Raw genomic sequence first — 21,956 nt, 5'->3', positions numbered from 1 at the left:
ATGTTGTGACCCAGGTTTACGTGGCAACGTCCAAGTCTGATAGACTCAGGGTCCCCTCCAGTACCGCTCGCGCTTTAAGGATATCCTCGGACTGAACATCCTCGTCGAAGTATTCCAGTACCGGCTTGAGAATGTTCCGGGCTTCTTCAGGGCGACGTCCAAGCAGGTGCCTCGCGTATGCAGTTGCGATGCGCAATTCAACTGACCGCGCTCGCTGTCCGCGTGCATGGGTCAGCGCTTCGTTAAATATATCCTCGACTGGATCGTTATCGTTTTTCTGCAGCTTTAGCTGTGCCATCAACTGCAGCATTTCACCTCTGAAAAGCTTTTCCCCTGTTCTCTGCATCAGTTTCTGAGCCGCTAGAAGGTAGGTTTCACATTCATCAAACCGGGCGCGTGTAAGCAATACCTCCGCGATGCGGCAATAGAAAAAAGGAATGAACATCGCGACCCCAAGTTCGGTGGCTGCGGTAACGCCCGACTTTAGTTTCTCCAGGCTTCCCTCGAAGTCCTCTTCCAGGTTTGCCCAGCCGAGCATCGCCGCGGCCAGTGTCGGCCAGGCGCCTATAGATTGCTTTTCGGCTAATGCCAGCATTTCACTGGTATATTCGCGTACCGATTCGCGGTCCCGGTTCAGGAAAGCGACCAGGCCGCAGAAATGCAGGGAGATGGCATGTGACTGCAGATGATTAATTTCTCGCGCTTCCTTTAGAGCATTGGCGCAGCTCTGTTTCGCTTCTTCTACAAATCCCAGAAGCCAGAGCACCTCGCTGAGGAAGCAGGCGCCAGCAACTCTTAGATTGAGCCCATACACAGCACTGAGGCACGCGTGCTTTTCTGGCTCGTAGTCCGCCACCAGCTTACTCAATTCCAATCTCGCCTGTTGCAGCTCCCCCTGGCACATATGCGATGCCCCCAACATTCGATAACGGGCGTACTTTGCGATCTCGTCGTTCTGCCGGTCTGCCAGTTTGGAAAACTGATGGGCCGTGTGACGGGACTCCTCCATCATTCCGACAGTGAGCTGGAATCCCCACTGACTGCACAACAGCGAATAGATATCGGGCGTATATTTGATCCGCTTACTGACCGTAAGTGCACTGTTGATACACTGCTGTACTTCATCACTGGTGTAGCCTGTTTCCACGATCAGTGGCATGGCCATGCCCACCCATAAGGCGAATTCAAGTTCATCCCTGTGCTCGCTATCAGGCAGGTCTGGAATCAGCTTGAGGCCGTTACGAAAATGAGCAATCGCCTCGGTGTTGGCTGACGCTGCAGCGGCTTGGCTGCCCGCCTCTTTCCAGTGGTCGATCGCGAGCGTCGTCTCTCCGGCACGTGTGAGATGATGGGCGATAAGTTCGGGGCTTTTCTGCGTGGCGGCTTCATCCATTACCTCGGTCGCGAACCTTCTGTGCAGTTCACGCCGTTGCATCTTCAACAAGCCGTTATAGGCCACATCCTGAATCAGCGCGTGAGCGAAACGGAACACCCTGTCATCCCGGCTCTGGTCTTCAAGCAGCAGCCCGGAGCCAATGGCGGTGGCCAGGGCATCCATTAACCCTGATTCAGTGGTCGCTGCCAGCGCACGGCACTGACACAGCTGAAATTCACGCCCTATAATAGATGCTACTTGCAAGACGCGCTTGGCATTACCCATGTGATCCAGTCTCGCTGCCAACGAGGCTTCGAGAGACTCCGGGAGTTCCAGCTCTTGACCGTCCGGCCCCAGCTCCATAGCGGCCAGGGTGATCTCCTCCGCAAACAGCGGTACGCCATCGGCGCGCCTGGCGATATTGTTTATGTCATCGGGCGAGAGTGCGCCGCCGGCATCCATGCTCTGGACCAGTCGGCCGATGCTTTCGTCGTCGAGCCGCTCCAGGATGAGCTCAGTGTGCTCTGTGGATGCCTCAAGTTTGAAGCGCTCTGTGGGGCGGCAACTGACGAGGATCAGAATAGGCGTGTCGTGGATGTCCTCGATAATGGCGTTAAGCACTTCCAAAGTGGACGGGTCCACCCAGTGGACGTCCTCCATCACTAACAGGACAGTACTTCTGCCGGCCCGGTACAGGACATCTTTGACCATCAATTCAATTGTCTCGCTGCGACGCTCCTTTGGCGTCAGGCTGGCAACAGAGGAATCATCGACTCTCTCGATAGAGAAAAAGTTCGACAGAAGGCTTATCGAGAGAGGGTTTTTTGCCGTTGCCGGGTGCAAGGCTCCCAGCATTTTTTCGAGCTTTTCAGCGTCGGAGTCACTGCCCTGTAAAATACCTGCGCTTTTGGCGAAGGATTGAATAACGGGATAGAAGGCGCTGTTGGAATGGTGAGGCGAACAATGAAACTGCAGGATCTCGGTTTCTTTTGGCACACAGTGCTCTTGGAAATACTTCAGCAGCCTTGACTTGCCTATCCCCGGATCTCCCCGCACCAGAACCACGTTGCCCGTGCCAGACCGTGTTCTCTCCCAGGCCTGATTTAACGTATTCAGTTCTGTGTCGCGCGCTACGAACTCCGAGCGACCGCCGCGCCGTGATTCGAATCGCTCAACGTAACGACGTTCCTCCAAAACAGCCCACGCGCCCTGGGGCCGGTCGAAACCTTTCAGTTGAGCGCTTTGCAGGTATTGAACCAGGAAGCCGTCGCCGATGGCACGATAGGTAGTGGAATCGATAACGATCTGGTCCACTTCAGCAAGAGATTGCAGACGGGCAGCCAGGTTGGGTGTTTTGCCAAACGCACTGTCCAGGTCTTGCTGTCCGCCGACGACAACTCGCCCCGTGGCGATGCCTACCCGGCAATGAACCGATATCTCTTCTTCAGACTTGAGCTTATCCAGGCTGCGAATGGCGTCAAGGCCAGCCCTGACGGCCTGTGACGCCTGGTCTTCATCCGCATGAGGCCAACCGAAATAGGCCAAAACGCCGTCACCCGTGAAACGCGCCACAAAGCCACCATGGCGATTGACTGCCCTCACTACCGTATCCTGATATAGCTTCATCTCTCCGCGCAGCTGCTCCGGGTCGATTTCGTTTGAGCGAGCTGTGGAACCCACCATGTCGCAAAAAAAGACAGACAGTAGGCGCCGTTGGATGCTGCCTTGTGCTTTGGTAACGGACAAGAGGCGTATTTCCTTTAGAAGACGCTTCCTGTCAGCAAGGCGATGGACATCCAGTTCCTTGAGGTCTTCACTGGTCAGCTCCGGGAGTAGCTCCAGGTCAATGCCATTTTCAGCAAAGCAATCAACAAACTGTGCCATCCCCACACGTTTTAGCCATACCGAGACAGCATTCTCTCTAGCGTCGCTCATCACCCGGCGCCTTTGCAAACTCGATGTGGTAGTGAAGCAGGTCCTTTGCCCGGAATGCCCCTGCAACAGAGAGGAAAAAGTACTCGAACATTAGCCGCATGGAGTCCGAGTAGTGTCTGCTCAGACGAGGCCAGGCCGAAATGAAGTTGTCATACCAGTACCGCAGAGTCCGTGCATAGTCATCACCGAACTCCTCAACGCCGGATCGCTGGAACAACCCGCTTATTGCCTGGTCGATTTTCGGCAGGGTGGGAATCACCCCGCCGGGAAAGATGTACTTGTTGGTCCACGGTTCACAACAGTTTGTTGATCTCAATGAGCCCACAGTTTCCATGACCATTTTTCCATCAGGTTCAAGCAAGCGATGCATGATCTCCATAAACTGGCGATAGTTTTTTTGTCCAACGTGGGTGAACATGGCAATGACCGCAATCTTGGTGTAACTGCCACTGAGCTCCCGGTAATCGGATTTAACGATGTCGACATTGGCACTTTTACAGTGGGATCGCGCATGATTGATCTGCTCGTCCGCTATGTTGATGCTGGTGACGTGGCACCCGGTATGCTCTGCAGCAAATTTGGCGAACTCGCCCCAGCCACCCCCGACATCAAGAAGGCGGTCGTTTTCGTTCAATTCCAACAACTCGCATAGGCGCAGTAGCTTGGCATGCTGAGCGTCGTCGAGGTTGTCGGCCTCACGGAAGTATCCGCAGCTATAGTTTTTGTAGTGACCGAGAAACTCGAAAAAAATGTTGTTCCCCAGGTTGTAGTGATGCTCTGCGTTGTGAAGGGCCCTGGATTTCGTCTGTTGGTTGAAAACCGGGCTCAGGTGCTGGTAAGCCATTAAGAAAGGTGTGCGTTGTGAAGTTTGTTCAAGGCCAGAGGTAAGCAGGCGACAAAATAGCGCTTCTAGATCTTCAGCGCTCCAAAAATCGCGCATGTAGGCCTCGCCCAGCCCAAGGGAGCCTTTCAGCATGACATCGCGGTAAAAACGATCATCTTTTACGTGGATATCCCACGGAGCGTCGCCGTCGATGGTGACCCCTGCACGAGAGAATGCTCTCTCGACGGGAAATCGAAATACTCGCACGAGCACCCTACCCCAAATTCATCCTGATCGCCCGATTGTACGGTACAGTCTGGCCGCAATGAAGCAGTGCTTTCTATTAAACTGCAGTTTCCCTGACGTTGTTGGTGGCCTGCAGTAAACTGATTTTTTATAGTTAGTGTTAGGTTTTGCTCAGTGAAATGACTCTCTCCGGGGAGGGCGCTGGAAACAACCTGACAAGTTCGGGTCCAGCCAGTTCCCGGTGAGGGGAGTGCGCTATTTTGAAGTGGACGTCCCGAGTGGGAGGTTCTTGATCCAGTAGCGCATGCGCTTCGCTGTGGCCGCAGGCTGGTCGATGTCCTTCCAGGTGAACTCCACCTCGAGTTCGGGGTGCTCCAGATATCCCAGTGACCCCCAGAGCTTGTCAAGTGGATGATACTCCGCGGGCCGCTGGGGGTGGTGGTCATCGCGTTGCACAGCGCAGAAACAACAGCGGCGATATCCGTTTTCCACTGCATGCTCTTCACGTAGCTGAAAGAATTTTCGACCCAGGCCACTGCCGCGATAGGCCGGCAGCAAGACTGAGTCTGCAAGGTAGCAGATCTCCTCGGGGTCATAACCGTTTGCGCGAAACATGCTCTCTACCCCATCTGTCACCAGGCGATTGCATAGCGATCTTGCGGTGGAAGCTCCAACGAGGTTTTTGTCGTCAAAGGCAAGCGCGAAGAATGGCGATTCGGCATTGGCGAAGAACATTGACAGCAGTCGCGCTTCAAATTTGGGGTCACGGTCATAGAGGTAGGGAAAGTCGCGAAATACCTCAACATGAAGCTTGGCCACCTCGGGTATATACTCCAGTGCATCGGCTCCGGATAGACTGAGTATGGCGACATTTGTAGACATATGGGTTTCGCTATAGCGCTGGAGTTTACTCCACCGTTGACACCGTGACTCGGTGCAGCTTCCTTGGCTGTCCCTCGTAGCCGCCGGTGGCACGATGTAACACGGAATAATTGTCCCACATAACCAGCATGTCTGGCTGCCATTTGTGTCGATAGATAAACTCGTCACGCGTCTGCCATTCGCGCAATTCCATCAGTAACTTTAGGCCTTCTATGTACCCTTTATCTTCCAGGGCTATGATGTAGCCGAGGCAACCGAACAGGGCCTGCATGCCAGTATGCGGATGATTCATTACAAGAGGGTGAGGCTCTGTCTCCATGGCCGTTTCAGATGGTCTGATATCAATGCTGGACGACTTTCGAGCCTCTTCAGTCCCATAAATGCCTTGGTAGGAGTATGCGTCCTTCGCTGAATGCGTCGCAGTCAGTTCGAGTACCTTCGAGCGCAGGTCGGCGGGCATCTGTGCCAGGGCCATGCGTTGATTTGCGAAAAGTGTGTCGCCGCCTTCATCGGGAATGGTTATACCATAGAGAACACTCACCTCGGGCGGATCAGGGAGAAAGCTCCAGTCAGAGTGCCATACTTCTGCATGTATCGCGGAATTCTCATCCGCTTCGCGAACAATTTCTACCACGTGTTCGTGGCCATCGATATGGCCAAGGTACGGATCCGGTCCGAGTGGTCCAATCTGGCCCCCAAACCGTTCAAGGTCGCTGTCACAGAGATGCTGGCCCGGAAAGCAGATAACGTGATGCTCGAACAACGCGTGCTTGATCGTCTCTATATCCACGGGACTCAGGTCGGTGGCGAGGTCCACGCCTGTGAGCGTGGCACCGCAGGACTGCCCGCTGGGATCTATTGAAATAGACATTTTATTGACTCCAGTCCACTACTGATTTTTCAGTCGGCAACCACCTGATTGCTCTTTTCTAAAGAAAGTCTAGCGATTGCAAGGCGTGGAATGCCAACAGGGTTGCAATTATGTGACGTAGTTCTAGGAAAAAGTGCAGATAGACGCTCGGGCAAGGCCGAACCATGCAGTCCTTTGCTTTAGAATGACCAGATAACGACGATTGTGAGGCCTATGGGGCCATGGCAGATAAGAAATTACTTCAGGAGTTTTGCAGGGGGCTGGTTAAACCGTCGATGACGGCTGTGCTGGTAGCTTTGGGCTCATTGTTTCTTTGTTGTCTGCTGTTTTTATTGCTGGTGACGTCCCGAGCAATGGCCACCTTCGGCGACGATTTCTTAACAGTGTCTACGGACGACTACGACCTCGCGGCAACGACCCGTGTGCTCAGGCTGCAGCATGCTTCGGCTTTGTCCCGGTCACTGGTGATATTGGGAGCCTCCACAACCCGATCTTCCCTGTTGGAAAGTGACCTCGCCGTAACCCTCGATTCTGTCGGTCTCGACGATGTCGAAGTGGTGAAGCTCTGCACTTCGGCTCAGTATCTTTGGCACAGCTTTACCATGCTGAATTCCCTGCCCATGGATCTCCGGGGCGTTGTCGTTCTGGGTATAGGCCCGCCAGGCTTTGCTCGTGAACTGGATCAGCTGGAAGGTTCGATTGTCTACCGACTGGGTTTGCGCTCGCTAGTGGCGGACGACTTCCTTCGTGCGCGCAATGTTGCTCTTCGACGGAACTGGGGAAATGTATACGCTCTGAATAATTTTGATTTTCTGTTCACGCGGGATAGGCGCAGCGCGGCTGTCAAGAACCTGATTACCGGGAGGTCGCCACAGTTGGTAGACAACAGGCACTTGAACAAGCCCCCTATCTCGGTGCAGAAACGACGTATTCTGGGCGATCAGGTGGTGGAACTCCTCAGTGATTACCAGGAAAACTACACGGAAAATTTCCAGATACTGGAGATGATCAGGCGGGAGGTCGATAGCCGCGAGGGCTTATCACTCATCCTGTATGAAGCACCGGTAAGCCCCTGGTTTTTTAAAGAGTACGGGCAGGAAGCCCTTTACGAGTCTTTCGATCAGGCTATGGCATCCTACGCTGCGACCCATGGGCTGCTGTTCCTGCAAGCGGACGAACTGGCAAGCTTGCAAGAATCACACTTTTCCGACTGGGCGCATTTGAGCTCGCCGGAAGTCGCAAAAACACTGAGCAGGAAAGTCGTCGATGCGGCGGCTCCCTTATTTTGAAGAACGGTTCACACGGAGCGTGATGTTATGAGCGAAAATCGAATTAAGTGGCCTGCACAACTGGGGGCAGTCATTCAAGGGCTCGCACTGGGCGGCATGCTCATTCTGGCTTTGTCAGAACTGGCGCTGCTACAGAGTGGGGCCAGCATTTTCAAGTACCAGGGGTTCTAGGGGCGGGTATGGAGACTACGGCTTGATTACTGACCCCAACTACTGGTTGCTACTCTGCTTGGGTTTGCCGCTTTACTGGCTGGCGCGCCCAGCTTTACGCCCGTACCTGCTGTCAGTTGGTTCGTTCACGTACCTGTTTACATTAAGCTCTGAAAGTACCTTGATTCTTTTAGGCTTCACGCTATTTTTTTACCTGCTTTATAGTTTGCGGAAACGTGGTGTGGCGACCAACAAAATGCTCCTGCTGGGTATTTTTTTCACTCTCGGAGTCCTGGCGTATTTCAAATACATACCGGACTTTTCTTCCGCTTTTAACGACGAACCTATTCTGCAGCACATAATCATCCCGCTGGGAATAAGCTACTACACGTTCAAGTTGATTCACTATGGCGTCGAAGTCCAACGAGGAAATTTTCCTGAGCATTCACTGGGTGATTTTCTCAGTTACATCTATCTTGCGCCTATTTTCACCGCAGGGCCAATCGAGCGTTTCGAGCACTTTCTCGCCCATCGTGAAGACACATGGAAGCCTGAATTCTTTGTGGAGGGTACGACGAGAATAATTCACGGCCTGATCAAGAAACTGGTGCTCGGTAATATAGTGGTGCAAAACCTCATGGACGCACTGCCAGGCACTGAGGATATCCTTCTGGATGTCAGCAGTATTCCCGCGTTCGAGCTCTGGGCGTTCTGTTTCCTGGTATTTATTTATCTGTACCTGGATTTCAGTGCCTATTCGGACATCGCCATAGGCACCAGTCGATTGTTCGGTTTCCGCATAATGGAAAACTTTAATTGGCCTATTATTGCCCTCAATATCAGTGATTTCTGGAAGCGCTGGCACATGACACTTGCCGGCTGGTGCCAGTACTACGTTTACCTCCCCATGATCGGGCTCACAAGAAATCCCCATATGGCGGTATACGCCACTTTTATTACCATCGGCTTGTGGCATTCGGGAACCGCGGGCTGGCTGCTCTGGGGTTTGTACCACGCCACCGGTGTTTCAGCATTCGGGTCATGGGGGCGTTTTCGGCGCAAGCGTCGCTGGAAAGGACTGGACCGTCCGGGATTGCGTTGGGTAAGCACATTGGTCACGCTGATGTTCGTCTCTTGCGGTTCTGTGTTTACTGCCCTGGACAGGGTCGGTAGCGTGTCAGATATGTTTCAAATGTTCAGACAAATGCTGTTTTTCGGACTGATTTGAGTAACACTTTTGCAGATAACGTGTATAGGGAGAGAATCTTATGACCGCAATTGTTGCCAACCTGAAAGAATTTATGAAGGACACTCTTGGTATTGACGCAGACGAGATCGCTTTGGATGAACCACTGTTCAGTTCAGGAATTGTCGATTCCTTTTCACTGGTTTCCCTGTTGTCATTTATCGAAGGAGAGTTTCGCATTCAGATCGCGCCTACCGAGGTCACAATCGATAATTTTGACTCTTTCGATCGCATACTGAAATACCTCGATGGAAAGTCTGTTAGCTAGGGTGATGGGGCTCTAAAGTGCCGGGGAATACTGAGGGACGTTCTACTCTCCTGAGAGAAGCGGCAGACAAGTTCGGCACGCCGAGCTATGTCTATTTCGCTGATGATATTCGCCAGCAAGCCAGGGAAGTCGCTAGCGCATTCAAAAGCAGCTTTGTGACAAGCTATGCAGTGAAAGCGAATCCCAATCTACAAGTTTTGGCCATTTTGCAGGAAGAGGGGTTGGAGCTCGATGTCTCCTCGATCGGTGAGTTCAGGCGAGGCGTCAGCGCGGGGTTTGACCCGGCTAAGATCAGCTTTACCGGACCCGCCAAAAAGGCATGCGACATCCGGGAGGCCATAGAGCAGGGTATTGGACACATTGTCTGCGAGTCTATGCAACAGCTGGAGACCGTCAATCACTGCGCCAGGGCTCTGGGAGTTAAACAAGATGTGCTGGTTCGGTTGAACCCCATGACAGTTCCAAGGGGGTTTGGCTTGCAGATGGGAGGCCGCCCCAGCCAGTTTGGTGTCGATGAAGAAGTATTCGCAGAACTCTACCCGCGAATCGCTGAACTTCCGGGAATCTGCCTCAAGGGCCTGCATGTTTTTTCAGGCGGAAATTCACTGGATGCCGATATAGTTGTTGAAAATTTTTCCCTTCTGGCTGACATTTTTTCCCGCCTCTGTAGCGCCCTGGACATCGTTCCGCAGAGACTCGTCTTTGGCTCGGGCTTCGGTATTCCCTACTTCCAGGGCGATAAGGTACTGGATTTTTCAGCAGCGTCGGCCGCCATCAGCTTGCTGGCATCGAACCTGACCTCCTCCTCCCGGTTTAGCCAGACGCAGCTCGTGCTAGAAATGGGAAGGTTCCTGGTGGGCAGTCATGGCTACCTGTTAACGTCAGTGGTGGACCGGAAGCACAGCAGGGGCACTGATATTTGCGTATGCGACGCGGGATTCAATAATCACTTGAACGCCGCGGGCATGATGGGCGCGGTCATGCGCAGGGACTGGCCGTTTTTCAATGTATCCAGGACAGGAATCCCTGTTGACCGCGAGTACCAGCTGGTTGGTCCACTCTGTGCTTCATTCGACGTACTGGCCAACAAGGCCAATTTGCCGGATACCCGCGTCGGCGATGTGTTGGCTGTCGGTTCATCGGGTGCCTACGGCTTCAGTGCGAGCCCGATGCACTTTATCAGTCACCCGGCCCCGCGGGAGTTGCTCGTTGAGCTCAGTGACGGTAAAGAGCAGATCCGGGATATCAGCGAAGCAGCTTATGCGTGATTCGCCCCGCACAGTAATTCCCGCTGCATATTCTGATCACGAGCCTACATCGTAAAGCATGAATACCTGGGGGAGCTTTCAGCAGCTGGTGGCAGAATGTCCGGAGCGCCTGGCATTTATTCAGGGTGACCACGAGACCAGCTTCAGCGAGTTGGCAGCCAGGACGTGTGACTATCAACACCATTTTCGTTCTCTTGGAATCAAGCCTGGGGATCGTGTACTGGTGTGGACGCAGAACCATGCAGAGATTGCGGCGGCAGTTCTAGGCACCTGGGGTGAGGGCGCGATTGTGGCCCTTATGGACGCAAGCTACTCTGCCCTGCAGTTGCAGCGTGCCCTGGCTGTGCTGGAGCCCAGCTGTATCGTGCATAAGGGAGGTCTGCCGCCTACAGGAATCGCTGGCGAATGTTGCACCGTATCGACTGACGAAGTACCAACGCGACCTCATGACTTCCAGTTTTCAGGCCCTTCCGTCAATCCAGCCGAGCCGGCATCGGTCGTATTCACCTCCGGTTCCACAGGGGGCCCGAGGGGGGTTACCCAGTCTCACAGGAATCTGGTGGGAGCCTGCGCTGCGGTCTACTCGTATCTCGGCTATCAGCAGGAGGATCGTATACTTTGCCCGGTACCGTGGTCCTTTGACTACGGCTTTGGCCAGCTACTGACAACCCTGTTGTGTGGACTGACCCAGATCCTCCCGGTTCACTCCAACCCGTTTGGTATCGGTGAAGCCATTACTCAACATCGACCAACCGTGTTGGCGGGTACCCCCACGGTTTATGGCCTGCTTACGGGTGCCATGTCTCCCATCGAGGACCTCGACGTGGCTTCGATCCGACTGCTGACCAGTAGTGGTGGAAAGATGCCGGCTGAACTGTTGGCCACACTGGCCTTAAGATTCCCTGCGGCAGCGCTGAGCCTGAACTACGGTCTCACCGAGACCTACCGCAGTTGCTATCTGCCCGTAGAACTCGCGGACAAACCCCCGGGCACTATCGGCCGCCCGATACCGGGTGTCGACATCGCAATAATCGGTGCCGACGGCAGCCCGGTCGAGACGGGGGAGGTCGGGGAGATCATCCACCGGGGGAAATACATTATGCTCGGTTACTGGAATGATCCCGACAGTACTGATCGTGTGCTGAAACCCGACCCGATTGCGGAGCCGGGGGAGGAGCCCCCCCCGAAAGCCCTGTTTACCGGTGATCTGGGGTATCGAGACGATGATGGTCTGCTGCATTTTGTCGGTCGTTTCGACCATCAGCTGAAGTCCATGGGGGTCAAGGTCAACCCGGTCGAGGTTGAAAGTATATTGCTGGAATTGCAGGAGTTGACCCAGGCGGCGGTGTTCGGTGTGGAGCACGATATTCTCGGCGATGAAATCTGGGCAGCCTGTGTCCCTGTCCAGAGAGCGCAGTGCACTCCTGCCACGCTTCGCCTCAAACTGCTTGCCTTGATGTCACCCTACATGCTGCCCAGGCAATACCTGATTCTGGATGAGCTACCAAAGAACATCAATGGCAAGGTGGACTACTGCGCACTGCGGGAAATGGCCCGGCAGCGCTACAGGCCATGAGCGCCGGAATGGGGGTGAACGGCAAGCATTACTTCCTGAATTCCGGTTCAGCAGCAAGCAGGTCCTCGTAGAGTGGCCTGAAGCTGAATTTGCCCACCTCCGGAGTGCCAACCTCCAGGTAGGTTTCTGCGGCGCACTCCGGGTCAATGGGGAGTGGCTCGCCAACCGCCTCTGCCAGCAATTGGCTCTGGCAGCATCGTTCCATGGTGATATACCACCAGGCTGTCTCCTCAACGCTGAAGCCCACCGTGAGTAAGCCGTGATTGCGCAGAATCGCCGCCTTGTTCTCCCCCAGGGCCCGGGCAATATGCTCTCCCTGGCTGCTACCCAGAACGACGCCGGTGAACGTGTCCAGCAGGATGTGATCTTGATAAAAGGCGCAAGCATCCTGGGAAATAGGGTCCAGCAGCCTGCCCAGGGTGGACCAGGTCTTACCATAGAGCGAGTGTGAGTGTGCGGCGGAGACGATGTCCGGGCGCGCGAGGTGTATTTTGGAGTGAATGGTAAATGCTGCGCCGTTAAGTATCCCGTGACCCTCGATCACCTGACCCTGGTGATTAACCCGGATCAGGTCCGAAACGCGCATCTGTCTGAAGGACTTACCCATGGGATTTACCCAGAAGTGGTCCTGGTGTACCGGGTCGCGGACAGTGAAATGCCCTGACACGCCCTCTGCGAACCCCAGCTTGCCGAAGATGCGCAAAGCTGCGGCCATGCGCTCCTTGCGGTATGTCCGCTCCGCCTCCGGCGTCCGGTTTTCTTTCGGTGTGAAGCGTTCGAGATGCTGCACGTTCATCAGTGCATCATTTGAATCTCTCTCTGACATGCCGCCCCCTCAGGTTTAACGTACCCTCCAGTTATATTAATCCATCGGTATCAGAAAAACCTCTATATATATCGAACGGCCCGACAGGTCAGCTTCCCGAGGCGCCTGGCACCCAAGGGGGACCCCATGCAGGCGGTCCCGGCTCCCCCGGGGTCATCGCTTACCCCGCCTGGCGTGTCGCCGAATCATTCTATGCCAGTGCGACGTTGAGGACTTTTCGCGTCCGTCAGGGGTCGCTGTCAGCCGCCGTTCTGCATTGCCTTCACCGCCTCGGTCGTCAGCGGTTGTCCACCAATGCCCCAACAGCCGCTGTCTATCTCTATGAAGTTAACCCAGGTCACTCCGCGCAGGGATTCTCCTTCGATGCTCACCATAACGTCGGTGATCCTGGCGATTACCTCGCGTTTCTGCTCTTCTGTAAAAACACCTTCTATGGCCTGAACTTGAACGAATGGCATGATAGTGCTCCTTGGTATAGCTGACTCTGAATGAATCCGGAGGTCAGTGACTGCCCTCCAGGAATTACAGTCTGCTACAGCTTCGTTGTAGTGAGCGTTGGAATGGCCGTGGAACTAGTACGCTATACTGCCAGTAAGCGAAGGTGTACTGGTCCAGAAAAACCTCGACAAGGCAGGAGTCAGCAGCATTATGAGCGACGGCCAGCCTGATATCTGGATAGGTCTGCTCGATGAGGTCTGCGTAAAGGTGGATGGAGTGGCTTTGCCTCTGCCACCATCTCGCAAGACCCGGGCGCTTCTGGCTTTACTTGTTATTGAGTCAAGGCCACAACGGCGTGAAGCATTGTGCGAAATGCTTTGGAGTACCAATGACGATCCGCGCGCGGGTTTACGTTGGTCCCTGACTAAGCTGCGTGGTTTGGTGGGAGACTTGCTGGTTGCAGACCGCCGCGCTGTCAGCCTGCGGTTGGACCATGCAAAAACAGATTTTCATCAGTTGCATGCTGCGCTGGAAGCAACCGTAGATCCGGATTTACGGCAGTTGCGCGAATTTGAGTCTGCTTTGCGCAATGGGTATTTGAATAACCTGGACTGCACAGAAAGTCCAGGCTTTGAGTTGTGGTTGGATTCCCAGCGTTTTTCTCTGCGCAGGCTGCATGATGCCCTGCTGCAGAAGCTCTGTGTAGCAGCGGCTGCGGAGCCCTCCCGGGCAATCGACTATGCAAGAAAGCGGGTCGCGATTAACCCGATCAACATAGATGCGAATCTGGCGCTGCTCGAATTGCTGCTCACTTATGAAGGAATGTCTGGGGCCCGCACCTGTTTCGAGCAGTGCCGTCAGCGCCTGCGGCGGTCCCGTGTGGATGAATCCCTGCTTCTACAGGGATGGCGGAAACTCGCGGGGATATCGCCTGCACGATTGGCTTTCGAGCCGTTAACGCAGGAGCGTGAGCATGCGCATCACGAAGCTGCCGCTGAGCCGCAGTTGCCACAGAAGCCTTCTCTCGCGGTGCTGGGCTTGCGGGATGTTGTCGCCGGTGACAGCGCGATCACCACCGGCTTGACCGCCGATCTGATTACGCGTTTGAGCAGGCTTGGCAGTTTATTCGTCATTGCCCGGGCTTCCTCCACAAGGTTCGACTCGCTTGCGTATACCTTTCCACAAATTGGCCGGATGCTGGGCGTACGGTATCTCGTTCAGGGCACCACTCAGCAGCACAATGATCGTCTGCGCATCAATGTTGAACTGGTAGACGCGCAACATTCCTGCATTATCTGGGCGGAATCATTTGAGCGTAGCCTTGGAGATGTCTTTCTGATGCAGGATGAAGTAGCCAATGCAATTGTTTCTGCGGTAGGGCCTGAGATCGAGCGCGCGGAGTATGAGCGTGCACGGCCCAAGCCGCCAGAAAATCTTGATGCATGGGAAAATTATCACATGGCCCTGTGGCATAGCTTTCGCTTTACAGGTCGGGATACCGAGATAGCGGCTGTTTACCTGGGCAAAGCGCTGTTACAGGATCCGCTATTCAGCCGCGCGCACGCAGCTCAGTCGTTAACGCATTACACCCGCGCGTTTCTCGATAGCTGCGATGATGTCGATAAAGAAATTCAACTGGCTCTGGACAGTGCGCAGCAAAGTGTGAGCCTGGATTGTCGGGATGCCATGGCGCACTGGTCCCTGGGTAGAGCGCAGTTTCTTGCGCGCCAGCATGACATGGCGATGCTGTCGCTGGATCGCGCTTTACAGGTTAATCCGAATTACGCTCAGGGTTACTATGCCAAGGGCTTCGTCGGCAGTCATAGCGGGCTGCTGGATACCGCCATGCCATGCCTTGAGTCGGCGGAACGTCTCAGTCCTTTCGATCCGCTGCTGTTTGCGATGAAAAGCAGTCGGGCTGTTAACCTGGTAGCAAGGGGTGACTACGAGGATGCTGTCGAGTGGGCAGTGCGAGCCACACTGGAACCTAATGCACATTTTCATATCTATGCGATTGCCGCAGCCTGTCTGCAGTTGGTAGGGCAACATGCGGACGCGCAGCAGTATATTGAAGCGACGCTGCGCCGACACCCCGGGTACTCACAAAAGATCTTCTTTCGCAGCTTTCCCTATCGGGATGCGGTGCACCAGAAAGTGGTTGCAGATGCACTGGCGAATGCGGGCCTGAGCTGATATTCCTTACTGCTACATCTCGCGTTGTGCTCAACAACACAGGTGGTGGAATATATACCAACATGTATTGGAGGCATGCTCCCGTTGCTGTACAAGGCTGCTTTAACGCCGGGTCCTGTCATAAAAAGTAATCAGTGGAAATTGAACACCGGCGGCCTTAGTGTGTGGTTTTACTGTGTTGCTACCTGTTTCTATCGGTATAGATGTTAAAATGATGCTGAGTCGAGCACTTTGTTGGGGTATGCAAATGAGAATTGTCGCTTTAGTCCTGTTTGCGGCCATCGTCATAGGGTGCTCTTCCGAGAAGGCCCCGGATTCAACCGACCAAAAAAATGTTCAAGGTGTTACTGAATCCCTCCGGGTGGATGTGGCAGAGTCAGAAGCGGCGGGCGAATCATTTGAGTTTGTTATTGATGTTCGCTCTCAAAGAGAATGGGACGCTGGTCATGTCGAGCGTGCCGCGCATATTCCGTACACCGAAATTACCGAACGCATCGCGGAAGTGACCGGCGACAAAAACGCCAGGATCGTTGTGTATTGTGCGGTTGGTGGTCGGGCTGGCAAGGCCAAGAGGGCTTTGGAAAGACTAGGTTACACCAATGTTGAGAACGCGGGCGGTTACGATGATGTCAAAGCTCGATATGAGTAGTGCTGATGTCTGGGGGCCCTGTTGGCTGAACAGGCAATGCGGCACAAGCCGAAGAAGATATGTTTTCGCGTAACATTGTGGTCCGCAGTGAGAGCAAACTAGAGACCAGAGTATTCTGCACCGCCCCCCATAAATGGAGAAACCATGAATTCGCAAGCAACTATCGATGCGCTTAACAGCCACGCACTACCCTTTATCGCGATGCTGGGAGGTCGTGTCACAGGACTCGATGTGGAGCAACAAAGCTGCACATTCGAGTTCAACGTATCGCGGGAATTCTGCCACTCTGGCGACGTAGTCCAGGGTGGCTTTATTACGGCAATGCTGGATGCTGCGATGAGCCACGCGGTCTTTGGTCTCGGCACTGATATTGCCAATGTGTCATCGCTGGAAATCACTACCCGCTACCTGGAGGCAAGCCGAGCCGGCCGGCTTGTCGCCGTGGGTAAAGTCACTAAAGAAGCCTATAAAACTGCGTTCCTCGAGGGCGCGCTGTATGATAGTGAAGGTAAAGTGCTGGCTACCAGCCAGTCCGTCGCCAAACTTGTGCGCGGTAAGGAAGGCTACTCAGCAAACCCCGGGGCCTGATACCCTCCTGACCCGGACTGATTGGAAGGTGGTGATCGTGCCATGATGTATTCAGTGGCCTCCACAGGGCTTAGTATTGGCCGTAAAGTCCAGATAGAGTGACGCATATGCTCCGGGTTATGACAGTGCTGGTACTGCTGGCGACTTCGGCGCTTGTCCATGCCGTTGAAAACAGTTATGCGTTTATGGAACTGCGTAAAGAATTGTCTACAGCAAGGACTGCCCAGCAGAAGCAGGCCATTGTTGAGCGTATGCGTGAGGGTTTACGCGCGGGCATGGTGCCTTCAGGTCATATTGGCGCCTTGATTCACGGGTTCGCGCAGCAACAGATGCTCAACGAGCCGTTCACCGTTTCCTTTATGCTGGAGTTAATCGCGACGCCGGGTACCGCCGAGGCCGCTACGACGGCAATCGCGGGCAAGTTGGGGGGAAGTGACTTCAATGGACTGGCGAGCAAGACCTTTGCTGAAGCTCTGGGCAACTATCATCGGCAGGCCGGGTTATCGGATCAGGCCATCAGTAATCTGTTGAGAGCATTTCAACTTTCCACGCCCCTGAAGAACCGTGAGTATGCGCTGGAGATCCTTTTGCTCAGGCCGATGGAAGGCGATAATCGTAGCGATTTTCTAGTAGCGGTGGCGTCCCTCCTTGACCCGGATATGCCTGTCAGTGAAAGACAAGCGGCCATGCATGTCCTGGTCGATGCCGCAAAGACCGGCCCTCTTCCTCCACGCGCGAAAGCGGCGATCTACAGGGTCGCAACCGAGGAGCGAGATGCGGCCCTGCGAGTCACTTCCTGGCCGCCACTGATGCGCGAGCGATTCGAGAATCGAGGGAGCGCACGCAGTGATTACCAGGTTTTGGGAGTCCGCCTCAGTGCACAACTTATCGCTCCGGCAGCGGATTTAACGCCTTCTTTCACTGACGCGGATGAAGCAAGTCGCGAGCGAGCAGTCGCTTTGCTCAACGACTATTGGCACCCCGAATACAGTCCCGGGTATATCGATATACTTATAGAACTGGTGGACAGGCATGGATCACCTGCGAGTATGAGTAAGCTCCTTGAGCTGCGCAAAATTAACGTACTAAGCAGCGAGCAGGTGATCGCGCTCAGCGGGATCGTCCCGGAAAGCCCGGCGATGCAGCAGTCACTGAGGGCGGTCACTGCCCCGAATCTCGCACCGGGCTCTCTTGTTGGTCCAGTGGAGGTCATCGGCAATTCAGACGACCGGGGAGAGTGGCCGCAAGCAGCGGATAAACTTTTGGCGGAGTACCCGGAGGGCACTGTACCCAGGGACGTTGCAGAAGCCGCATATACCGTGATGGCGGGCCTCGCCGAATACAATGCATCTGCCGTCAGCCTGTTTTCGCGTGGTGACGAGCCGTTTGCGGCACGGGAAGCGAAGCTGCTGAAACTGGTCGATCGGTCGCCCCGGTACGCTCCCAATATAGTCAGGGCATTACAGCATCTACATGGCGATGTTGGCCTGGAGTTTCTTGTGCGTCGCTACATAAACGACGAATCAATTGATGAGTCGTTTCGCTTAACCTTGCTTGGCATGTTGCACGTGGAAGTGCGGGATTCTGGTCGAATGGACCCCGAAACCACCGCGTCCGTTACCGATTTCGCACGCTCAGCCGACAGTGGTTTCAGCGTAGCACGCGCGAGCAGCCTACTGGAGGTCTCAGGGGAGGATGTTCCCTGGTCGATTCGCATCAGGCATCCAGACTTTCAGTGGAGGGGCTTGACCTTCATCGGTTCACTCTCGTTGGTTGTCGGCACCGCAGTCGCTGTCTACCTGTTGGTTCTCCTGTCGTTACCGGGTCGGGTGTCGGGACTGGGCGGTGCACAGCGGGTGACTGGTTTCCTGCTGTGGTTGATACTCAGCGCGCTGTTCACCGGCGCGGTTGTGCTGGCAATGGCGCACTCTATTGGCCATGACTCGATGCCGTCGCCTGACCGTGCCGCGGCCTACTATGCAGCCACGCTGTCCATCGTCGTTGTGCTGGTGATTCTTACGATTGTTCTTTACCGGCGACGATCGTCGCCGGGCGATCAGGTCAGTACTAAACCAGGAGTGACTCAATAGTCACCTCGCCAGAGGCCTCACCGGAGCACTATCACCTCCGTAATCGCGGTGAACGATCAACGAGTGTTTCCTCTCGCCCAGTTGGGAAGCGTGCTCCAAAAGCTTGTGCAATGACGTTACCAGGGGAGGGTGCCAGGCTTGAGCCAGCGCAATGCGAACATCATATCGATTGGTTAAGATTAGCGGTTAACTTGGCATACAGGGAGGCATGAAATGGGCCTTATTGATCTATTGAAACAAAAAGTCGAAAAACAGATGGCAGCCTATGATGAGCAGCTTGAAGCCGCCCAGGCGAAGGCCAGGGCGAGAAAGGCGCAGGCGGAAGCGGATGTGGCGGGAGCCGATCTGGAAGAGCAGTTCCTGACACAGGTCAACGATCTCAAGGACAAGATCGCTGAAGGGCAGGCTTACCTGCAGGAACTGTCGGAAGCAGGCGAAGATAAGGCCGATGAGTTAAAGGCGAAGGTCGCTCGTTTCTTCCAATAAGTGAGCGGAATTGGCAAAGGCCTCGTCGCCACCGGCGCTATACCCATCAGGTGGTATGAGATCAGTGAATTCGCGCCCTGGACTGAAGAAAGGTAACACTATTCGGCCGCTGGCGGCGCAGAGCACTAAGCAGGAGCCCAGGTGTAGCGCGTCTTCATGCCTGCGCATTTGTGCTCCAGGGGTCGCCTGCCCGGTTAGCTGCCCGGTTACCTGCCCGAGTGCGATGGCTTGTGCTCAACTGAGCCTTGGGGTATACCGTGAATGTCAGGGTTTTGATTGAGTCCCGAGAGGCTCGAAATGGCCCGAGAATGGAGTCCAGTGGGTGACAGAGCCGGAAAACGATAAAGACAAGACAGAGGTTGTTCCCGCCTCAGGGGGTGATCGCACCGAGCACACCCCGGACCCGGGCGGTAACTCGGCGGGCTTTACCCAGGCCAGGGCGATGGCTCGCAACGCCAGCCGGGAGGCGGACCGTCTTCTCAAAGAGCGATTCGTGCTTGAAGATGTCCTGGGGCGGGGCGGCATGGGGGCAGTCTACAGGGCCCGTGACCTGCGCAAGGTCGAGGCGCAGGACAGTAACCCGCATATCGCGGTCAAGGTATTGGCAGGCGATTTCAAGGCCCACCCACAGGCTTTTGTTACATTGCAGCAGGAAGCGGTAAAGTCACAGACCCTGGCTCATCCCAATATCATTACCGTGTACGATTTCGACAGGGATGGCGACACGGTGTTTATCACCATGGAGCTGCTCAAGGGCGATGCCCTGGATTCCCTGCTACGGCTTGAGGCACCGTTCAGCGTTGAAACTTCTCTGCGCTACTTCCGCGAACTGTCGGCGGGGCTGGAGTATGCCCACAAACGGGGGCTGATTCATTCTGATTTCAAGCCCGCGAACGTTTTCGTTACCGCCGGCGGTACCGTCAAGATTCTCGACTTTGGCATCGCTCGCGCCGCCAGTCAGGAGCGTGCCCAGGGTCAGTTTGATGCGGGGACCCTGGGTGCTCTGACCCCCGCCTATGCCACCGTAGAAATGGTCAATCGAGAACCCCCCAGTTTCAGCGACGACGTATACGCCCTGGGCTGCGTACTTTATGAGATGTTGACGGGAGAGCACCCCTACCAGCGCGTTAGCGCGCCAGAGGCGCTGGAGCAAGGGCTCAAGCCCGCCAAGCCGGCCGTGCTGAATGCTGCCCAGTGGCAGGCCCTTAGCCAGGGCATAGAGCTGAACAAGGCGAAGCGTTTTTCCTCGGTAGAAGCATTTCGCGCGGCAATGCTACCAGCGAAGAAGTCGCCCGTACGACTGATCAGCGCTGCCGCGACGATATTACTTATCTTTGTCGCCTGGATGGGCTACCAGCAGTATCGCGGCGAAGCGGAGCGCGAGGCCGAACTGGCCAGCCGGCTGGAGGCCGCCAAGGACTGTTTTTACCAGCAGGACTACGCTTGCGCGCGTGATAATGCCATCGTGGTGAGTAATCTGCAGGAGGGTCATATGGAGGCTGCACGGATCCTGCAGGCTTCCCAGGAGAACCTGGAGCAGGAGGCGACCGAGTCTGTTATCAAATCCCACCTGTCGGCGGCGTCAGAGTGTTTGGCTGGCGGTGACCTGGATTGTACTGGGCGTGCGCTGGAGCAGGCCCGTAATGCCGGCGCCAGTGACGCCGACACTTTTCCTATCGAACAAGGTGTGAATCAGGTGATGGCGTCCAGGGCGTTAGAGGCAAAGGCGCTGGAAGAACGGATAGCAGACCTTTTGGCACAAGCGGAGGCCTGTTTTGAGCAGGCAGACTATGAATGCAGCGACCAGGCCGCAGAAGCGGTGCTTGAGCTTGACGCCAACAACACCTCGGCTATCGAGATCCGCCAGCAGGCCACTATGGCCGGCCAGCTGCGCAAGGCTAACGAGGAGACCGTCGCTAACTTTCTCGCTGACGCCGAAATCTGCTATCAACGGAAAAATTTCAGCTGCGCCATCGCCAAGGCAGAGTCTGCCCTGGCAATCCTGCCTGATTTTGCTGCGGCCCGTCGCATGCGCGATCAGTCCCGGTCGGCGCAACAGGCTGCCAAAAAGAGCATCAGCATAGAGTAGCGGAGGTTTAACATGCGTATGTACACCGTCATTGTCAGTCTGGCCTCGTTGATACTTCTGGCCAGTCCCACCAGGGCCGATTTCTGGAAAGATCTGCGTGATGCTGTAGAGGAGTCGGTAACCGATACCGCGGAGGACATTGCTATCGGCACAGCGGAGCAACTGATCCAGAATATGATTATCAAATATTCAACCCGCCGCACGCGCAGCGAAAAGGAGGTCAGGGAGGAGTATGAGGAGGAGCAAGGGGAGCTGCCCCGGTTCGCCACAGCCACTGAATATCGTACCGAGATACTGCCGGGTTCCCTCGTCGCCCCGGGTGATGACGTGCGTATCCGCTCATACATAGAGATTATTCCGGGCAACACAGGCGAAGAGGCGCGGATTGAGGAACGTCTAACTATATGGGATAACGAGAACAACAGTGTGGCACTCAAAGACATGACCAAGGAGGCCGGCAAGGAATCCGGTGGCGTGTTCCGGGGTGAATTCAGTTTTACCCTGCCCGAGGGCCTGCCACAGGGTCTCTATCCAATAACCACGGAGCTGTTGCTGAACGGGGAAATGTCTGGCGACCGCAAGCTGCAACTGCAGCTGGTATTGCAGAAACGTAACAGCGGGGCCGTAGTGTTATTGGCCTCAAACCAGGATCAGTAAAGGAGAAACGC

General features: G+C 55.1%; 19 protein-coding genes. 13 read left to right on the top strand and 6 right to left on the bottom strand.

Translation table 11 applies throughout. From position 1 onward, the window contains the following. Positions 1–16: 16 nt before the first annotated feature. The 4 genes from C0039_RS00260 to C0039_RS00245 form a co-directional block, all read right to left on the bottom strand. A complete protein-coding gene (locus C0039_RS00260) occupies positions 17–3,310 on the bottom strand; it encodes an AAA family ATPase (protein ID WP_101516921.1) in 3,294 nt (1,097 codons plus the stop codon). After that, entirely contained in the window at positions 3,297–4,400 is a 1,104-nt protein-coding gene (locus tag C0039_RS00255) for a class I SAM-dependent methyltransferase (RefSeq protein ID WP_133125910.1), read from the bottom strand. Before C0039_RS00255 ends, C0039_RS00260 begins: the two co-directional genes overlap by 14 nt. Before the next feature lie 234 nt (positions 4,401–4,634). After that, the gene (locus C0039_RS00250) at positions 4,635–5,261 is read right to left on the bottom strand and encodes a GNAT family N-acetyltransferase (RefSeq protein WP_101516919.1); all 627 of its coding nucleotides are present in this window, start codon (positions 5,259–5,261) and stop codon (positions 4,635–4,637) included. Positions 5,262–5,286: 25 nt separating this feature from the next. Beyond that, the gene (locus C0039_RS00245) at positions 5,287–6,132 is read right to left on the bottom strand and encodes a TauD/TfdA dioxygenase family protein (RefSeq protein ID WP_101516918.1); all 846 of its coding nucleotides are present in this window, start codon (positions 6,130–6,132) and stop codon (positions 5,287–5,289) included. A 221-nt stretch (positions 6,133–6,353) separates the two neighbouring features. Here C0039_RS00245 and C0039_RS00240 point away from each other — a divergent pair, with 221 nt between their 5' ends. The 6 genes from C0039_RS00240 (at position 6,354) to C0039_RS00220 (ending at position 11,929) form a co-directional block, all read left to right on the top strand. Then, positions 6,354–7,421: a hypothetical protein gene (locus tag C0039_RS00240; protein ID WP_133125909.1), complete on the top strand. Its 1,068-nt coding sequence runs from the start codon at positions 6,354–6,356 to the stop codon at positions 7,419–7,421. 27 nt (positions 7,422–7,448) lie between these two features. Then, on the top strand, positions 7,449–7,592 hold the full coding sequence (locus tag C0039_RS20985) for a hypothetical protein (protein ID WP_165786992.1): 144 nt from the start codon (positions 7,449–7,451) through the stop codon (positions 7,590–7,592). A gap of 220 nt (positions 7,593–7,812) precedes the next feature. After that, on the top strand, positions 7,813–8,799 hold the full coding sequence (locus C0039_RS00235) for an MBOAT family O-acyltransferase (protein WP_133125908.1): 987 nt from the start codon (positions 7,813–7,815) through the stop codon (positions 8,797–8,799). Positions 8,800–8,839: 40 nt separating this feature from the next. Further along, positions 8,840–9,085, top strand: a complete 246-nt coding sequence (locus tag C0039_RS00230) for an acyl carrier protein (protein ID WP_101516915.1) — start codon at positions 8,840–8,842, stop codon at positions 9,083–9,085. Between the two features lie 17 nt (positions 9,086–9,102). Then, complete coding sequence (locus C0039_RS00225; protein WP_101516914.1) at positions 9,103–10,353, top strand: type III PLP-dependent enzyme domain-containing protein; 1,251 nt, start codon at positions 9,103–9,105, stop codon at positions 10,351–10,353. 88 nt (positions 10,354–10,441) lie between these two features. Beyond that, a complete protein-coding gene (locus tag C0039_RS00220) occupies positions 10,442–11,929 on the top strand; it encodes a class I adenylate-forming enzyme family protein (RefSeq protein WP_165786991.1) in 1,488 nt (495 codons plus the stop codon). A 28-nt stretch (positions 11,930–11,957) separates the two neighbouring features. Here the strand turns inward: C0039_RS00220 and C0039_RS00215 are convergent, their stop codons facing one another. After that, positions 11,958–12,755: a class II aldolase/adducin family protein gene (locus C0039_RS00215; protein ID WP_101516912.1), complete on the bottom strand. Its 798-nt coding sequence runs from the start codon at positions 12,753–12,755 to the stop codon at positions 11,958–11,960. Positions 12,756–12,994: 239 nt separating this feature from the next. Continuing rightward, a complete protein-coding gene (locus C0039_RS00210; protein ID WP_075999460.1) occupies positions 12,995–13,213 on the bottom strand; it encodes a tautomerase family protein in 219 nt (72 codons plus the stop codon). A gap of 190 nt (positions 13,214–13,403) precedes the next feature. Between C0039_RS00210 and C0039_RS00205 the strand changes: the two genes are divergently transcribed. The 7 genes from C0039_RS00205 to C0039_RS00175 all read left to right on the top strand — a co-directional run bounded on the left by C0039_RS00205 (position 13,404) and on the right by C0039_RS00175 (position 21,945). After that, positions 13,404–15,386: a hypothetical protein gene (locus tag C0039_RS00205; protein ID WP_101516911.1), complete on the top strand. Its 1,983-nt coding sequence runs from the start codon at positions 13,404–13,406 to the stop codon at positions 15,384–15,386. A gap of 247 nt (positions 15,387–15,633) precedes the next feature. Continuing rightward, positions 15,634–16,035 carry a rhodanese-like domain-containing protein gene (locus C0039_RS00200; protein ID WP_101516910.1) on the top strand — a complete coding sequence of 134 codons (402 nt, stop codon included), beginning with the start codon at positions 15,634–15,636 and terminating at the stop codon, positions 16,033–16,035. Between the two features lie 144 nt (positions 16,036–16,179). Continuing rightward, positions 16,180–16,623 (top strand): PaaI family thioesterase, encoded by a 444-nt coding sequence (locus C0039_RS00195; RefSeq protein WP_101516909.1) that lies wholly within the window; start codon positions 16,180–16,182, stop codon positions 16,621–16,623. Positions 16,624–16,730: 107 nt separating this feature from the next. Next, on the top strand, positions 16,731–18,713 hold the full coding sequence (locus tag C0039_RS00190; protein WP_133125907.1) for a hypothetical protein: 1,983 nt from the start codon (positions 16,731–16,733) through the stop codon (positions 18,711–18,713). A 213-nt stretch (positions 18,714–18,926) separates the two neighbouring features. After that, positions 18,927–19,199 (top strand): hypothetical protein, encoded by a 273-nt coding sequence (locus C0039_RS00185; protein ID WP_075999456.1) that lies wholly within the window; start codon positions 18,927–18,929, stop codon positions 19,197–19,199. 322 nt (positions 19,200–19,521) lie between these two features. Further along, on the top strand, positions 19,522–21,288 hold the full coding sequence (locus C0039_RS00180) for a serine/threonine-protein kinase (RefSeq protein WP_075999455.1): 1,767 nt from the start codon (positions 19,522–19,524) through the stop codon (positions 21,286–21,288). A 12-nt stretch (positions 21,289–21,300) separates the two neighbouring features. Continuing rightward, complete coding sequence (locus C0039_RS00175) at positions 21,301–21,945, top strand: hypothetical protein (RefSeq protein ID WP_101516907.1); 645 nt, start codon at positions 21,301–21,303, stop codon at positions 21,943–21,945. Positions 21,946–21,956 lie beyond the last annotated feature (11 nt).

Origin of the sequence: Pseudohalioglobus lutimaris, assembly GCF_002866825.1 — a bacterium.
Taxonomy (GTDB): Bacteria; Pseudomonadota; Gammaproteobacteria; order Pseudomonadales; family Halieaceae; genus Halioglobus; species Halioglobus lutimaris.
The sequence above is the reverse complement of the archived record's forward strand: the minus strand, read 5'-3'. Positions and strand labels throughout refer to the sequence as shown.

Coding starts and splice junctions, on each gene's coding strand:
- C0039_RS00260 (WP_101516921.1), bottom strand. CDS start 3,310: ATGAGCGACGCTAGAGAGAATGCTGTCTCGGTATGGCTAAAACGTGTG.
- C0039_RS00250 (WP_101516919.1), bottom strand. CDS start 5,261: ATGTCTACAAATGTCGCCATACTCAGTCTATCCGGAGCCGATGCACTG.
- C0039_RS00245 (WP_101516918.1), bottom strand. CDS start 6,132: ATGTCTATTTCAATAGATCCCAGCGGGCAGTCCTGCGGTGCCACGCTC.
- C0039_RS00240 (WP_133125909.1), top strand. CDS start 6,354: ATGGCAGATAAGAAATTACTTCAGGAGTTTTGCAGGGGGCTGGTTAAA.
- C0039_RS20985 (WP_165786992.1), top strand. CDS start 7,449: ATGAGCGAAAATCGAATTAAGTGGCCTGCACAACTGGGGGCAGTCATT.
- C0039_RS00230 (WP_101516915.1), top strand. CDS start 8,840: ATGACCGCAATTGTTGCCAACCTGAAAGAATTTATGAAGGACACTCTT.
- C0039_RS00215 (WP_101516912.1), bottom strand. CDS start 12,755: ATGTCAGAGAGAGATTCAAATGATGCACTGATGAACGTGCAGCATCTC.
- C0039_RS00210 (WP_075999460.1), bottom strand. CDS start 13,213: ATGCCATTCGTTCAAGTTCAGGCCATAGAAGGTGTTTTTACAGAAGAG.
- C0039_RS00205 (WP_101516911.1), top strand. CDS start 13,404: ATGAGCGACGGCCAGCCTGATATCTGGATAGGTCTGCTCGATGAGGTC.
- C0039_RS00200 (WP_101516910.1), top strand. CDS start 15,634: ATGAGAATTGTCGCTTTAGTCCTGTTTGCGGCCATCGTCATAGGGTGC.
- C0039_RS00195 (WP_101516909.1), top strand. CDS start 16,180: ATGAATTCGCAAGCAACTATCGATGCGCTTAACAGCCACGCACTACCC.
- C0039_RS00190 (WP_133125907.1), top strand. CDS start 16,731: ATGCTCCGGGTTATGACAGTGCTGGTACTGCTGGCGACTTCGGCGCTT.
- C0039_RS00185 (WP_075999456.1), top strand. CDS start 18,927: ATGGGCCTTATTGATCTATTGAAACAAAAAGTCGAAAAACAGATGGCA.
- C0039_RS00175 (WP_101516907.1), top strand. CDS start 21,301: ATGCGTATGTACACCGTCATTGTCAGTCTGGCCTCGTTGATACTTCTG.